Below are 14,892 nucleotides of genomic sequence, written 5' to 3'. Positions count from 1 at the left end.
TCTTAGCCCTCTGATTTTTTTAATCGTTCTTTTGAGTCTTTTAGCGCCAATCCATACGAAATCTTGCATTTAATAGACCAAAAGCATGAGCGACTTCGGATACACATACAATCACGATGATGAAGAACAAACCCAACAAAAGAATCTGTCCAATCGTTGAACGCGCTGAATAAAATGTTGAATCTTTAATGCACAAGAAACCAAAGCCACCGATTAAATAGATGATCCAAGGGAAAATCATAAAATGTGCATACATTGAATATATAAGAATGACACTTAAAACATCGATTCCATAAATAGTGCCAAACACCATGCCTAACGCTAAATATATTCCGAGAAAAATGAATAAAAATCCGGTCAAAAATTTCGTCACCTTGCTCACTTTGATTTGATCATGGCGTGAAGATAAATCTGAATGATGAACAGGAGGAGAGAAACGATCATTATTATTTTGTGAACTCATCAAAACTCAAAGCTATTATTATGATTATTTCCTCATTCTAAAAGAAATTGATTAAATAAACCGCTATACTTTTCAATCTAAATTAAATAGAATATGCTCCTCGAAATCTTAATATTTTGATTGTGGTTCTAGTGTTTTTCCGCTAGAATTCGCTCTCCTTTTTGTTTGGACAGATTCCACCGTCCAAACCAACTATAATAGGTAGTGGTTAATGAAAACTCTCAGCGCTAAGCCAGCTGAAGTTCAACACGACTGGTACGTTGTTGATGCTTCTGGCAAAACTTTAGGTCGTCTTGCGACTGAAATCGCACGTCGTTTACGCGGTAAGCACAAAACTTCTTATACTCCTCACGTTGACACTGGTGATTACATCGTAATTATCAATGCTGAGCAAGTTCAAGTAACTGGTAATAAGTCACTTGATAAGAAATACTATCGCCACACTGGTTTCCCTGGTGGTATCCGTGAAACTAACTTTGAAAAATTAGTTGCTCACAAGCCAGAAGAAATCTTCCAACGCGCTGTAAAAGGCATGTTGCCAAAAGGTCCTCTTGGTTATGCTATGATCAAGAAAATGAAAGTGTATGCTGGTGCTGAGCATCCTCACACAGCTCAACAGCCACAAGTTTTGGACATCTAAGGGATACAGCACATGGCTACTAACTATGGTACAGGTCGCCGTAAGACCGCAACTGCACGTGTTTTCCTATCTGCTGGTACTGGTAAACTCGTTATTAACAACCGTTCTTTAGAACAATACTTCGGTCGTGAAACTGCTCGTATGGTTGTACGTCAACCACTTGAGCTTTTAGATGCTACTGAGAAATATGACCTTTACATCACTGTTGCTGGTGGTGGTATCGGTGGTCAAGCTGGCGCAATCCGTCACGGTATTACTCGTGCATTGATCGCTGCTGACGAAACTTTAAAACCTGCTCTTCGTCAAGCTGGTTTCGTTACTCGTGATGCTCGTGAAGTTGAACGTAAGAAACTTGGTTTACGTAAAGCTCGTAAACGTCCACAATTCTCTAAACGTTAATTCGTTTTCCGAATTCGGACAAAAAAAACCTTGGCTTATGCCAAGGTTTTTTTTTCATCTTTATATTTTCCCTTACTCATGAAAATCAGTCGTACACGATACTTTAAAATGAATATTAAACTCTGATATCAATAAAAAGACGCTAGTTTTTATTGCTCTATTTTGACTGACTTAAACAAACATATGCTTAATCATCTATCCCAATTTGAGGATTGTTAACTTTTTATAACTTCATTAAAAATACTTTCATGCAGTTTTTTAAATTAAGAGGATAAAAATGTTAAATAGGGAAATATGTTTATCATTCGCCGTAGCCGCTACAATATTAGGTACATCCAATATTGCACAAGCAAATAACTCACAATCAATAGATGCTTTAGCCGTGTGCTGGCAATCCAATACGGGTAAGCATGTTTGTGATGGACCCATACAAAGATTAATGTCTTCATATGAAAACATAAATAAAGCATTAGAGTTAGTTGGATGCTCAGATGGATATCCTGTACAAAATAACAGTCTGGTACATCGATCTTTAGGTCAAAAATTCTCAGTGGTTTACAAGTGTGGCTATAAACTTAGACCAGGCGACACAAGTGCATTAACTAACAATCGCGACGTCCGTCAATGGTGGACTGGAATCATACATTAGTGCACAAGGCCGATTTAAAGATCGGCTTTTTACATCGCTTTGGATAAAAAAGTTTAAGATTGAATTTCAACAATGCAAGGATAAAAATTAAAAAAAAAACGTTCCAGACATAAATACGACTCAATATAAAATTCAAGTGTTTTAATATGCATCGCTCATTAAACGATGATTTTAGCGTGCATTTTTAGTATCCTTATCTATTCATTAATACTTTGATTGGAATATGTCAGTCGAAACCACCCCATTACAAGGCATCACCATTTATAGTCATGCAGATGACTTTCGATCGCATTGGATTCGCTTCTTACTGGCAGAAAAACAAATTAAACATAATTTATTTATTGTCGACGAAGACAACGAGGATCTTGCGAGTTTAAATCCATACAATCGACTCCCGATGATGATTGAAAATGAGTTAAAACTTTTCAATACATCCATCATTTCTGAATATTTAGATGATCGCTATCGTCAGAATAAGTTATATGCAGATGCTCCTGCTCCACGTGCAGAACAACGCCAATATATATGGCGTTTTGAAAATGACTGGTTAAAACTTGCAGATGATATGTTGCGCCACCCAGACACACTTGATGTTGACGCACAAAAGGCAGCCCAAAAAAAGTTAAAAGATACGCTTATCTCGCTGACACCTTTGTTTCAGCACTATCCTTATTTCATGTCTGAACAATTTACAATTTTAGATTGCATGTTGGCACCGATTTTTATACGGTTAAGAACGATGGGTATTGAGCTTCCAAAGCAACAATGCCGCCCGTTTTATTTATATTGCCAGCGTGTTTTCAGTCGTCCAGCCTTCATTAAGTCCATGACGGTTCAGGAAAAAAAACGTTATAGTCCTGAATTAAAATCCGCTTAAAAAAGCAAAAGAGTGAGTCACATGTCTGATCAAGAAATCAAATTAAGTCCAACTCGCCCGTATTTAGCACGTGCGATTTATGAATGGATTTGCGATAACAATCTCACCCCATATCTACTGGTAGATGCCACACAGCCTTATACCGATGTACCTACACAGTTCGTTCAAGACGGTCAGATTGTTTTAAATATCGTGCCACATGCTGTGCATCAACTACACATGAGCAATGAAGCGATTACCTTTTCTGCACGTTTTGGTGGTGTTTCCAAAGATATTTATGTGCCAATCAATGCTGTACTCGGGTTATATGCAAAAGAAAATGGTCAAGGATTATTCTTTGATCCTGATGAATATGCCAATGCACAAACGGATGAAAATCCGATAGAATCTAAACAGCAACAAAATCAAGAAAATGAAGCACCAAAGAAAAAACCGAGTTTAAGAATTTTGGATTGAAAAAACTTACAGGAGAGTTGAATGGCTTTTGATTTAGTACAATATTTTGTTGAGCAGACCAAAATTCAAAAGCCTCAGCTGTTGAAACAGTATCCAGCTGAACAACGGCATGAATATCTCAATGAATTAAATATCTTAGCTTTAGGTAAACTCATCAGCCTATGGCGTAAAGACGAAAAAAAAATATACCAAGAAATTCATGCCGCTGACCAACTTTATATTCAAGAAGTCGCACGGCATTTGACGACATCTCAACATAATCAGTCTACGCTGTCTCATCAAGAACTTGAAACTGCGACATCAGAGATTTTGACCTTACAGCTTAATGAACTTAAACAACTTGATGTAACAGGTCATTATCAACTACAAGGCATGAATGAATTACTTCAGGGTCAAGTTGAACATCTCTCTGGTAAAGCAAAAGATTGGGTTTGGCTAACAAATAACCTAAATGAGTTGATTGGTTCTCAACCTGTCATTCAAGAAGAGATATCATTAGACCAAACGATGAAGGAGTTTCATGACATGGTCAATCAAGTTCAACATGATCACCACGATGTTGCTGAGCCAGAAGTAGTGGCTACACCAACTTGGGCAAAAGTTTTAGAACCTGTAGTTGCGATTGCAATTCTTTGGGTGCTTTACTGTGCCGTACAAACAGTATTTGCATAAATCCGGTCATAAAAAAAGCCATCGTTAGATGGCTTTTTTTATTGCTTATTCAGCATCAACCTCAATATTCATCAAGATTTGACGTTTTTTCACTTGCTGACCAACTTGTCCTACGATTTCACCCACAACACCGTCGACATCTGACTTAATTTGCTGTTGGATTTTCATCGCTTCAAGAATCAATAATGTTTGCCCTTTAGTTACACGCTCTCCAGGTTGAGCAATGACATTTATAATTGCACCATCCATTGGGGCACGAATTTTACCATCCCCTGCCACATCGGCAGTCTCAGGTGGTAAATAGGTAATATTTTCCACCATGACGTTGCCATTCGCGCGATCTAAATAAACAAAATTACCATCAAGAACATAGTCGATTCGACGTCGAATTCCATTAATGCTATAAATCAATTGCTGTGTATTTTGCGCTACAACCTCAATCGACTGGCTTTCACCACAGGTTTCAACACTCACTGAACGACCATCACGATGCACAATGAGATCTAACTTTTGATCATCATATCGAAGTTTCAGTGGTAATGCTGAAGAAACTCCTGTGTTCCAATCTGTTTGCGCAGATGCATTTATCAACAACGCTGCAATCAATGCTAAGCTTTCTAAATTTAGACTCTGTTTATTCAAACTCACATCACTTTGGAAATGCTGTTGAATAAAACCAGTGTTCACATCACCCTCCACCACAAGTGGATGACGTAATAAGTTAACTAAAAACTCCTTATTACTGTTTACACCAAGCAGTACAGAGTCATTCACCGCACGTGCAAGTAAACGGATTGCATCGGTACGTGTTTTACCATGTACGATAATTTTTGCGACCATTGGATCATAGAATGGGCTAACTTCATCGGTTGGCATCATGCCGTGGTCAATACGTACGCCTTCTAAATCCGCAGGTTGCCAACGCAATACTTTACCTGTTTGTGGTAAGAAGTCTTGGCGTGGGTCTTCTGCATATAAACGCACTTCAATGGCATGACCATTCATAGTCAATTGTTCTTGCTTAAGCGGTAAAGTTTCACCGTTTGCCACACGAAGTTGCCATTCTACAAGATCAAGACCAGTAATCATTTCTGTTACAGGATGCTCTACTTGTAGACGTGTATTCATTTCTAAGAAATAGAACTCACCTGATTGGTCAAGTAAGAATTCAACTGTACCTGCACCCACGTAGTTACATGCTTTAGCGGCTGCAACTGCGGCATTCCCCATTGCTTGACGTGTTTCTTCAGTCAATACTGGACATGGTGCTTCTTCAACTACTTTTTGGTGACGACGTTGAATCGAGCAATCACGTTCAAATAAATACACGTAGTTACCATGTGTATCACCAAAGACTTGGATTTCTACATGGCGAGGTGCAATGACTGCTTTCTCGATAATCAGCTCACCCGAACCAAACGCATTTTCTGCTTCAGAACGTGCAGTTTTTAAGGCTTCAAGCAAATCAGCTTCTTGATGTACAAGACGCATACCACGTCCACCACCACCTGCTGATGCTTTCACCATCAATGGAAAACCTACTTTTTTCGCTTGATCTGCTAAAAAGTCGATGTCTTGTTGGTCGCCCTCATAACCTGGTACACAAGGTACACCTGCTTCAATCATGGCGATTTTAGACAAACGCTTGCTACCCATGAGCTCGATCGCACCTGCTGGCGGACCAATAAAGGTAATGCCATTTTCTGCACATGCTGCAGCAAAATCAGTATTTTCAGATAAGAAACCATAACCCGGATGCACGGCATCTGCGCCCGTTTTCTTACACGCTTCGATGATATTTGCAATCGACAAATAAGATTCTGATACTTTTGAAGGGCCAATATAAACAGCTTCATCTGCTACTTGTACATGACGCGCATTTTTGTCGGCATCAGAATACACAGCAACGGTTTCGTAACCTAAGGCTTTTGCTGTACGCATCACACGAGCAGCAATTTCACCACGGTTTGCAACTAATACTTTTGTAAACGCCATAGTTCCACCAATATTCTTTAGGCTCCTCTTGTTTTGAGGAGCGTATCCTTTTTAATTCACATTCATACAGGCGTTGGAATGTGGTTTATTCTGCCCAGCTTGGCTGACGTTTTTGGATAAACGCCATAGTACCTTCCATGCCTTCTGCACTTGCCACTGCTTCTGCAAATTGGCGTGCTGCATCATCTAATAACGGCCCCAATTCTTCTTTGGTGGTACGATGTAATAATGCTTTGGTTGCACGAGATGCCAATGGCGCACAGCGTTTGATTTGGGTAATGGTTTCTTCAAGTGCCGATGCAAGTTCAACTTCATCTGCAACCACTTGATGCACAATCCCCACCTCTAAAGCAGTTTGACCTTTAAAACGCATTCCTAAAAGTGCTAAGCGACGTGCTTGAGTTAAGCCAACACGTGTCACTACAAACGGTGCGATTTGTGCAGGTAAAATCCCTAAGCCAGTTTCAGGTAAGCCAAATTGTGCTTCTGCATGAGCAATGGCTACATCAGATACACATGCCAAACCAAAACCACCACCAAGTACAGCACCTTCAAGTACAGCAACTACAGTTTGCGGTGCTTGATCCACTTGCTCAATCATTGCACCAAAGGTACGGTTAAAATCGGTATAAGGTGTGTTATTGCCGACTTCCATGGCTTTAGCACGGATACCCGCCATATCTTTGATGTTTCCACCTGCACAGAAATGACCACCTTTACCACGTAAAATTACAGCACGTACAGACACATCATCTTTAATTGCTGTAAATACAGCCTGAATGGATTCCACCATTTTTAGGCTCATGGCATTACGGCTTTCAGGATGGTTTAACCATAACGTTAAAATGCCACCGTCTTGCTCTAGGATGATGCTGCCATCAACCTCTAAATTGGCAATTGAACTTGATAATGTCATATCAGATCTCCTGTTTATTTTTTCTTACCAGGAAGGATGTCCATCATCTTACAGATAATGCCAAGCATGATTTCGTCCGCACCACCACCGATCGATACTAAACGACCATCACGGTAGAATTGTGCTGCTGGGTTATCTGCCATAAAGCCATTACCACCCCAGAACTGTAAGCAGCTATCCGCAACTTCACGCGTTAAACGACCTGCTTTCAGTTTTGCCATAGACGCCATTTGCGTTACGTTTTCGCCTTCGATATGTAATTGGCAAGCACGATAGGTTAATGCTTTCAGCGCTTCGATCTCAGTCATTAATTCAGCAAAACGGAAATGGATATATTGGTTATCAATTAATGGCTGACCAAATGTCGTACGCTCTTTAGTGTACTGAATTGTTTTTTCGATACATTGCAACATACCACCCATGGCGTTAGCAGCACCCCACATACGCTCTTCTTGGAACTGAAGCATTTGCATCATAAAGCCCATGCCTTCTTGACCCACTAAGTTACGCTGTGGCACACGTACGTTGTCAAAGAACACCTGTGCAGTGGTACTTGAACGCATACCTAACTTGTCTAATGGCTCAGAGAATGTAATACCCGGTGTATTTGCAGGAACCACAATCATTGATTTGTTAAAGTGTGGCTTACCATCAGAGGTATTCGCTAATAAACAGAAGAAGTCTGCTTGTAGAGAGTTTGTAATCCACATTTTGTGACCATTGATGATGTAATCATCACCATCTTTAGTTGCTGTGGTTTTTAGTGCTGCAACGTCAGAACCTGCTTGAACCTCAGATACTGCAATCGCTGCAACTTTTTCACCTGCAACTGCTGGCGTTAAAAACTCATCACGTAACTCTTTAGAACCAAAACGTGCAATCGCAGGCGTTGCCATATCGGTTTGTACACCCATCGCAAGTGCAACACCACCAACATTGATACGACCTAATTCTTCTGCAACCACCAAGTTATAAGAATAATCGAGTGCCAAACCGCCGTTTTCTTCAGGTTTACAGATACCCAATAAACCCAAATCACCCATTTTTTTGAATACTTCGTGGATTGGGAAACGACCTGCTTTTTCCCATTCTGCTGTAAATGGGTTGATTTCGTTTTCTACAAATTGACGTGTTGTACGGCGTAGCGCTTCATGTTCTTCAGTAAATTTCATTTTTGTCTTCCTTAAAATTTCAATATTTTTTTTAATCTTTAATCTCCCTTGCGAAGCCATGCTTCTCACCACTTTAAAAAGAGGGGGAATTCCTCACTTTTCACAGGGATGAGGAATATATTCCGCAAGAGGGATTTATTAGAATCTTGGTACACCAAAACGTGTTGGATTTAGTTCACGTGCTTGTGATTCATTAATCGTTTGCAATAAGAAAATCAGCAATTTACGTGTATCACGTGGGTCGATAATGCCATCATCATGCAACATTGCAGTATTAAATAGCGCTGTAGATTGTGACTCTAATTTCATCGCTGTTGATTGTTCTAAGAAGTCCAACATTTGCTCATTTGGCTCCATGCCAGATTCACGTTGTTTCGCCTCTGCAACAATACGAAGTACCTTACCAGCTTGCGCACCACCCATTACCGCAACACGAGAGTTCGGCCATGAGAAGATAAATTGTGGGCCAAGTGGACGACCACACATTGCATAGTTACCAGCACCGTATGAACCATGTGCAATGATCGAAATCTTCGGCACTGTACAATTCGCAACAGCTTGGATCAGTTTAGAACCATGTTTAATGATGCCGTTTTGTTCTGCATCTGTACCCACCATAAAACCTGTGGTGTTATGCAGGAATAAAATTGGGCGTTTGGTTTGTTCACATAATTGAATAAACTGTGCTGCTTTTGCTGCACCTTGTGGCGTAATCGGGCCATTATTAGTAATGATACCTAAGTGCATACCACCAATTTGCGACCAACCACATACCGTATGTGAATCATACTCATTTTTAAATTCGAAGAAATCAGAATCATCAACAATACGTGCAATGATTTCTTTCATATCCAATGGTTGTTTTGGATCTGATGGAATGATGCCAAGTAATTCTTCTGCTGAATAACGTGGCTCTTTATATTCTGGTGTTTCAAGCTTAACTTGCTCTTTCCAGTTTAAATGCTTAAAGATTTCACGTGCGATACGGATACCATCAGCATCATTTTCTGCTAAGTATTCTGCTGTACCGGCCACTTGTGCATGCATTTCTGCACCACCCAATTCTTCAGCAGTTGCCACTTCCCCTGTTGCTGCCAATAACAATGGCGGTCCTGCAAGCAACATTTCAGTTTGCTTACGTACCGTAATCACATAATCAGAAAGACCCGGTTGGTATGCACCACCTGCTGTGGCATTACCATGGACTACAGAGACTTGTGGAATCCCTTTTGCAGATAAACGTGCTTGGTTGGCAAAGGTTGTACCACCAGCAGTAAATACTTCTGCTGCGTAGTTTAAGTTTGCACCACCACTTTCTGCTAAAGTAATGATTGGTAATTTTTGCTCTAACGCAATTTGGTGTAAACGAAGGCTTTTGTGTACACCCATTGGAGCAATCGTACCACCTTTGATCGCACTATTATTGGCAGCCACCATACAACGTGTACCGTTTACAAAACCAATCCCTGCAATGATCCCGCCACCTGCTTCTGAACCATCTTTATCATCATGCATCTTGTAACCCACAAGACCACACAACTCTACAAATGGAGAATCTGCATCGAGCAACATACGCACACGCTCATGCGGTAAAATCTTTCCTTTTTTATCAAACTTAGGCTTAGCTTTATAAGAACGATCTAGCGCACTTTTTTGAATCGCTCGAATCTCTTCGATTTGCTCGAGCAATTTCGCTTTATTCTGTTCAAATACTTCGCTTCCTACTGCAACTTCGGACTGAATCACTGCCATTCCGTTTCCTCCTTGTTCCTTATAATCTGGATTAATTCTTTTCGTCTTTTTTCTTTAGTACATCTGGAATAAATGCACGGTGGAAGCCGTTATAAGACTCACTATTTTCTGCAGATGATAATGGGAATACGCGTGTACCTTGTGAAGCCGCACCATCGATACGTACTGTCATCCCTGAAACAAAGTTGGCCGCTTCAGAAAGTAAATACACAATCGCTGAAGACACTTCCGATTCTGTTCCCATACGTTGTAAAGGCACATTGCCTGAAAGGTTTGGGATAATGAATTCTGCGACAGGGCCTGAATAGGTATCCATCCCTGATGAGATAATCCAACCCGGTGCCACACAGTTTACCCGCACACCTGATTTACCCCATTCCACCGCAGCCGTTTTGGTCAGGTTATCAACACCTGAACGTGCTGCACCTGAGTGCCCCATACCCGGCATACCGCCCCACATATCTGCTGCCATATTGACGATGGCACCGCCATTTTTTGCCATCCACTGGTTATAGGCTTCACGCATAAGATAGAAGGTCGAATGTAAGTTATTACGGATGACCGCATCAAAACCATTGGCAGAAATACTTTCTAATGTTGATGGGAACTGACCACCTGCGTTATTCACTAAACCATCAATACGACCGAATTTTTCGATCACTTCCGCAATCATTTTTTTAACTTGTTCTTCTTCGCGGTTATCACACACGATGCCATGTGCACGACCACCATCTTCAGTGATTTCAGCAATCACTTTTTCAAGTTTTTCGATCTTACGACCTGTAATCACCACTTGCGCACCAAGTGATGCAAGCTCATGCGCCGTACAACGACCAATGCCCGAGCCACCACCTGTTACAATCACGACTTTGCCAGCGAATGCATCATTTCTAAAAATTGATTGATAACCCATTGCGCATATTTCCATTTTTAATTGATGTAAATTGTTTTAGATTGGGCACCATGGCGATGCCCAAATTTATGCTTACAGTAAATCTGCAGGCACTTTCACTGGCATATCTAATAATTGCTGTGCAAAGGCTTTACCTTGTGGGTCAATACGTAAACTTGCAACACCACCACCACCAAGCGCATCAATTAACAAGAAGTTAAGTGCATTTAAGCCCGGCAATTCATAGCGACGTACTTCGCCACCATTACCACCTTCAAACACATGCTTCATATATTCCGCAACATTCGCTTCAGTTAAAGATGCACGAATCCAAGGTAAAAATTCTGGTTTACGTGCAAGTACACCGATGTTGCTGTAGTTACCTTTATCACCACTACGTGCATGTGCAACTTGTACTAAAGGCACTTCAACTTCATTACCTGTTAAAGTTGCCACTTCACCTGCTGGAATGGTTGGGATTTCTTGTGGTGCTTCACCATGCGGAACATCAACTTTATGACGCTCGCCATTGATATCCACCTCGATATTTAATTTCGATTTTTCTACCAAGAACGAGAATAATTTAATTACTGGAGATGGTTTTGGACGCCCCCCCACAATCCCTGTTAATGCAGGTGCCATACCTGTAGAAGCTTGTGCAATTTCAGAAGCAAAGAACATACATGCTTCTTTAAACATATGTTTAACTGCAATTTTCACCACAACTTCACGTGGATTTTGCACACGTCGGTTTGCACCATAAGTTGTTTCCGTACCTAAAATCTCAATAGATTTTTCAGTAAATGGTGGAATTGAACGAAGCGCCATTACACGCTCAACTTTATTTAAAATTGCATTAGAAACGGCATAAGCTTTTTCTTCTGCATCTTGGCCTGCAAGTAAGAAGCTGACTAATACACGGTTACCATCAGGATAGGTCGTGCTTACTTTGTAGTGTTGTGTTGGCGCTGTACCTTTTGCACCTGTCACAAGTACACGATGCACACCCACTTGCTCAAGTTTGACTTGGCTAAAATCAGCCGTTACATCAGGCAATAGATAAGCTTGTGGATGACCAATCTCATATACAATTTGTTCGCCTACCGTACCCGGAGATACTAAACCACCTGTACCATTTGGCTTAGTCACCACAAATGATGAATCTGCTTTCACTTCAACAATTGGGAAGCCCATATTGTCAAAGCCTTCAACCAAACGCCAATCTGTGAAGTTACCGCCAGTACATTGTGCACCACACTCAATCACATGACCTGCAAGTGCCGCCTGTGCCAATTTATCGTAATCCGCTAAATCCCATTTGTATTCATGCAATAAAGGCCCAATCACCACAGCCGAATCCACGACACGACCTGTGATCACAATGTCTGCACCTAAATCCAGAGCGTCACGAATCCCTACAGCACCCAAATAAGCATTACTACTTGCGACATGTGGAGGAAGATCCTCACCATTAAACATTTCTTTTATATTTTGTTTTTGAAGTTCAACGTGCTGATCCATTAAATCATCACCAAGTACCACCGCAACTTTCAAATCTAAACCAGCATTTTTGATCACTTCTTGAAGTGCATCACGGCATGCCAATGGATTTACACCGCCAGCATTACTTACAACTTTGATTTTCTTGTCCGCAATTTTGTTGATGAGCGGTGTCATAACACGACTAACAAAGTCCAATGCATATCCATGAGAAGGATCTTTCATTTTGGCTTTTGCCATGATAGACATGGTGATTTCTGAAAGATAATCAAATACTAAATAGTTAATATCCGACATGTGTACCAATTGAAATGCAGCTGTGTTGGTATCTCCCCAGAAACCTGAAGCACAGCCAATTTTTACAATTTTTTGTTCGTCCTGAATATTTGTCATAACCATCTCATTATTCTGTTTAGAATTTGAGCTTAATCTACCAAGCAAGCGCTTGGTTTGTAAAGTGCAAAATGTTATTATTATTTGCAAATCTGCTTATTGCGCTAAAATTTGCATGGAAGCAACGCGTTTAGAAAACAAAATAGGATAAAATAACAAGATGATCGCGACCTCTATTGACCAAATTCAACCAATAGCCTGCTTTGACGATACACCACGTGGTCGTTTACTTTTGGGGGCAGCTTATTTATTCCATAAACAAGGTTATGCCAAAACCACTGTTCGTGAACTCGCACAGTTTATTGGCATCCAATCTGGAAGTTTATTTCATCATTTCAAAACCAAAGACGATATTTTGGCGCATGTGATGGAACAAACCATCATTTACAATCACGCTTGCCTTGAAAGTGCCATATCCACTTCAGACCATCCAGAGCAACAACTCAAGGCTCTGATTAAAGCTGAACTCGATGCGATCTCTGGGGATACAGGTTCCGCTATGGCTGTATTGGTCTATGAATGGTTTTCACTTTCTGAGGAAAATCAGAAGAAACTATTAAAATTAAGAAATGATTATGAAGGGATATGGCTGAGTGTCATCAAGGTATTACATGACAAAGGCAAAATTAAGCACGATCCTTTTATCTGGCGAAGACTGATTGGTGGTTCAATCGCTTGGACCGTAACTTGGTACAATCCAGAAGGGAAAATGTCACTTGATGAGTTAACCAATATCGTCTGGGATATGGCAATGAATGCTTAACTTTATATCTGATCAATTAAAAAAGGTGGCTTATCCACCTTTTTATTTCTTTTAGAAGCCCAGCTGTCGGCTTGCCAAATCTTTCATAATTTCCTCAGCTCCACCGCCTATCATATTCACTTTAACTTCGCGATATATACGTTCAGATTTCATGCCACGCATAAAGCCCATGCCACCTAGTGTTTGAACGGCTGCATCAGCACAGAATTGCATAGTTTGCGTTGCTACGTTTTTGAGCATACAAATTTGTGCAATCATTTCATTCCCTTGAAGTTCAGGACGCCCCATTTTATATGCCGTATCTTCAAGTAAAGCGCGAGTCGTTTGTAAACGTGTTGCCATATCTACCAATTTATGACGAACAACTTGATGATCTACCAAGCGTTTACCAAAAGTACGTCGCTGTTGAGCCCAATCTAGAGCTTCTTCATAACAAACTTTTGCATAACCATAACTACTCGCAGCCAAGAAAAAACGCTCCATATTGAAGTTATTCATGATAACAAAGAAACCCATATTCTCAGGACCAATCAAATTTCTTGCAGGCACTTTAACTTGATCGAAGTGTAGATGAGCGGTATCAGAAGCCCACCATCCCATTTTATCTAACTTCGTTTTTGTAATACCTGGTGTATGGGCATCAATCAGTAGCATTGAGATACCATTGGGTCCTTTTCCTTCAGGATCAGTTCGAACGGCAACGGTATAGTAATCAGCGCGAATACCAGAAGTAATAAAGGTTTTTTCGCCACTGACTACATAGTAATTACCTTCTTTTACTGCTTTTGTTTTAAGTGCTGCAACATCAGACCCCCCTCCCGGTTCTGTTATTGCTAATGCCGAAATCTTCTCACCTGATAAGATTTGTGGCAAAACCTCTGCTTTCACCTCTTCACTTGCAAAGCTATTGATTGGCGGTGCACCGATCATATGTGAAAGTAATGAAGCGATTAACCCTCCTGATGCAGCCTTTGCCAACTCCACACACCCCAATAAAGTATAGAATGCATCTGTATCAGGGATACCACCGTATTTTTCATCAAAACCTGATGCCATCAATCCAACTTCTGCAGCTTTTTTGTAGAGTTCTCGTGGAAAAGATTCGGCTTCATCCCACTCATTTACATAGGGAATAATTTCTTTTTCTACAAATTTTTTTACTGCATCTGCAAATGCAAAGTGTTCATCTGTGTAATAGATCGGATTGTATTGCATCAACTATGTCCCTGAAATTATTTAAATCCTCATAGGCATACTGACATTTATTGTTGTTTTTTTAATTGCAAGAATCATCAATCTTTTGGCATAAATTAACTGAATGGAGCTTCTTATTTAATTACAAGGGTTTAATTA

At 40.5% G+C, this 14,892-nt stretch carries 14 protein-coding genes; 6 read left to right on the top strand and 8 right to left on the bottom strand.

What is annotated here, in order from left to right:
- Window positions 1–40: 40 nt before the first annotated feature.
- On the bottom strand, window positions 41–463 hold the full coding sequence (locus AC1M89_RS13365) for a hypothetical protein (protein ID WP_481592323.1): 423 nt from the start codon (window positions 461–463) through the stop codon (window positions 41–43).
- Window positions 464–674: 211 nt separating this feature from the next.
- Between AC1M89_RS13365 and rplM the strand changes: the two genes are divergently transcribed.
- The 5 genes from rplM (at window position 675) to AC1M89_RS13340 (ending at window position 4,156) form a co-directional block, all read left to right on the top strand.
- Window positions 675–1,103 (top strand): 50S ribosomal protein L13, encoded by a 429-nt coding sequence (rplM, locus tag AC1M89_RS13360; RefSeq protein ID WP_035270016.1) that lies wholly within the window; start codon window positions 675–677, stop codon window positions 1,101–1,103.
- A gap of 12 nt (window positions 1,104–1,115) precedes the next feature.
- Entirely contained in the window at window positions 1,116–1,502 is a 387-nt protein-coding gene (rpsI, locus tag AC1M89_RS13355; protein WP_035270019.1) for a 30S ribosomal protein S9, read from the top strand.
- Between the two features lie 872 nt (window positions 1,503–2,374).
- The gene (locus AC1M89_RS13350) at window positions 2,375–3,028 is read left to right on the top strand and encodes a glutathione S-transferase N-terminal domain-containing protein (RefSeq protein ID WP_481592321.1); all 654 of its coding nucleotides are present in this window, start codon (window positions 2,375–2,377) and stop codon (window positions 3,026–3,028) included.
- Between the two features lie 21 nt (window positions 3,029–3,049).
- Window positions 3,050–3,484, top strand: a complete 435-nt coding sequence (locus AC1M89_RS13345; protein ID WP_035269488.1) for a ClpXP protease specificity-enhancing factor — start codon at window positions 3,050–3,052, stop codon at window positions 3,482–3,484.
- A 21-nt stretch (window positions 3,485–3,505) separates the two neighbouring features.
- Complete coding sequence (locus AC1M89_RS13340) at window positions 3,506–4,156, top strand: hypothetical protein (protein ID WP_035269490.1); 651 nt, start codon at window positions 3,506–3,508, stop codon at window positions 4,154–4,156.
- Window positions 4,157–4,201: 45 nt separating this feature from the next.
- Here the strand turns inward: AC1M89_RS13340 and AC1M89_RS13335 are convergent, their stop codons facing one another.
- The 6 genes from AC1M89_RS13335 to AC1M89_RS13310 all read right to left on the bottom strand — a co-directional run bounded on the left by AC1M89_RS13335 (window position 4,202) and on the right by AC1M89_RS13310 (window position 12,782).
- Entirely contained in the window at window positions 4,202–6,151 is a 1,950-nt protein-coding gene (locus tag AC1M89_RS13335) for an acetyl/propionyl/methylcrotonyl-CoA carboxylase subunit alpha (protein WP_481592320.1), read from the bottom strand.
- A gap of 85 nt (window positions 6,152–6,236) precedes the next feature.
- Window positions 6,237–7,067: an enoyl-CoA hydratase/isomerase family protein gene (locus AC1M89_RS13330; protein WP_481592319.1), complete on the bottom strand. Its 831-nt coding sequence runs from the start codon at window positions 7,065–7,067 to the stop codon at window positions 6,237–6,239.
- Window positions 7,068–7,081: 14 nt separating this feature from the next.
- Window positions 7,082–8,239, bottom strand: coding sequence for an acyl-CoA dehydrogenase family protein (locus AC1M89_RS13325; protein WP_481592318.1), 1,158 nt, complete (start codon window positions 8,237–8,239; stop codon window positions 7,082–7,084).
- A gap of 138 nt (window positions 8,240–8,377) precedes the next feature.
- A complete protein-coding gene (locus tag AC1M89_RS13320; RefSeq protein WP_481592317.1) occupies window positions 8,378–9,991 on the bottom strand; it encodes an acyl-CoA carboxylase subunit beta in 1,614 nt (537 codons plus the stop codon).
- A gap of 31 nt (window positions 9,992–10,022) precedes the next feature.
- A complete protein-coding gene (locus AC1M89_RS13315; RefSeq protein ID WP_481592316.1) occupies window positions 10,023–10,904 on the bottom strand; it encodes an SDR family oxidoreductase in 882 nt (293 codons plus the stop codon).
- 72 nt (window positions 10,905–10,976) lie between these two features.
- Window positions 10,977–12,782, bottom strand: coding sequence for an acyclic terpene utilization AtuA family protein (locus AC1M89_RS13310; protein WP_481592315.1), 1,806 nt, complete (start codon window positions 12,780–12,782; stop codon window positions 10,977–10,979).
- 154 nt (window positions 12,783–12,936) lie between these two features.
- Between AC1M89_RS13310 and AC1M89_RS13305 the strand changes: the two genes are divergently transcribed.
- Window positions 12,937–13,539 carry a TetR/AcrR family transcriptional regulator gene (locus tag AC1M89_RS13305; RefSeq protein WP_035269534.1) on the top strand — a complete coding sequence of 201 codons (603 nt, stop codon included), beginning with the start codon at window positions 12,937–12,939 and terminating at the stop codon, window positions 13,537–13,539.
- A 51-nt stretch (window positions 13,540–13,590) separates the two neighbouring features.
- Here the strand turns inward: AC1M89_RS13305 and AC1M89_RS13300 are convergent, their stop codons facing one another.
- Window positions 13,591–14,754, bottom strand: a complete 1,164-nt coding sequence (locus AC1M89_RS13300) for an acyl-CoA dehydrogenase family protein (protein WP_481592314.1) — start codon at window positions 14,752–14,754, stop codon at window positions 13,591–13,593.
- Between the last annotated feature and the right edge of the window lie 138 nt (window positions 14,755–14,892).

The organism is Acinetobacter sp. ANC_7635, from assembly GCF_056779945.1.
This window is presented reverse-complemented; position numbering and strand designations above follow the sequence as displayed.

What these genes read in the sequence shown, in the direction of transcription:
- AC1M89_RS13310 (WP_481592315.1), bottom strand. Translation starts at nt 12,782, where the DNA reads ATGGTTATGACAAATATTCAGGACGAACAAAAAATTGTAAAAATTGGC.
- AC1M89_RS13330 (WP_481592319.1), bottom strand. Translation starts at nt 7,067, where the DNA reads ATGACATTATCAAGTTCAATTGCCAATTTAGAGGTTGATGGCAGCATC.
- AC1M89_RS13335 (WP_481592320.1), bottom strand. Translation starts at nt 6,151, where the DNA reads ATGGCGTTTACAAAAGTATTAGTTGCAAACCGTGGTGAAATTGCTGCT.
- rpsI (WP_035270019.1), top strand. Translation starts at nt 1,116, where the DNA reads ATGGCTACTAACTATGGTACAGGTCGCCGTAAGACCGCAACTGCACGT.
- AC1M89_RS13320 (WP_481592317.1), bottom strand. Translation starts at nt 9,991, where the DNA reads ATGGCAGTGATTCAGTCCGAAGTTGCAGTAGGAAGCGAAGTATTTGAA.
- AC1M89_RS13300 (WP_481592314.1), bottom strand. Translation starts at nt 14,754, where the DNA reads ATGCAATACAATCCGATCTATTACACAGATGAACACTTTGCATTTGCA.
- AC1M89_RS13345 (WP_035269488.1), top strand. Translation starts at nt 3,050, where the DNA reads ATGTCTGATCAAGAAATCAAATTAAGTCCAACTCGCCCGTATTTAGCA.
- AC1M89_RS13305 (WP_035269534.1), top strand. Translation starts at nt 12,937, where the DNA reads ATGATCGCGACCTCTATTGACCAAATTCAACCAATAGCCTGCTTTGAC.
- AC1M89_RS13350 (WP_481592321.1), top strand. Translation starts at nt 2,375, where the DNA reads ATGTCAGTCGAAACCACCCCATTACAAGGCATCACCATTTATAGTCAT.
- AC1M89_RS13325 (WP_481592318.1), bottom strand. Translation starts at nt 8,239, where the DNA reads ATGAAATTTACTGAAGAACATGAAGCGCTACGCCGTACAACACGTCAA.
- AC1M89_RS13340 (WP_035269490.1), top strand. Translation starts at nt 3,506, where the DNA reads ATGGCTTTTGATTTAGTACAATATTTTGTTGAGCAGACCAAAATTCAA.
- rplM (WP_035270016.1), top strand. Translation starts at nt 675, where the DNA reads ATGAAAACTCTCAGCGCTAAGCCAGCTGAAGTTCAACACGACTGGTAC.
- AC1M89_RS13315 (WP_481592316.1), bottom strand. Translation starts at nt 10,904, where the DNA reads ATGGGTTATCAATCAATTTTTAGAAATGATGCATTCGCTGGCAAAGTC.
- AC1M89_RS13365 (WP_481592323.1), bottom strand. Translation starts at nt 463, where the DNA reads ATGAGTTCACAAAATAATAATGATCGTTTCTCTCCTCCTGTTCATCAT.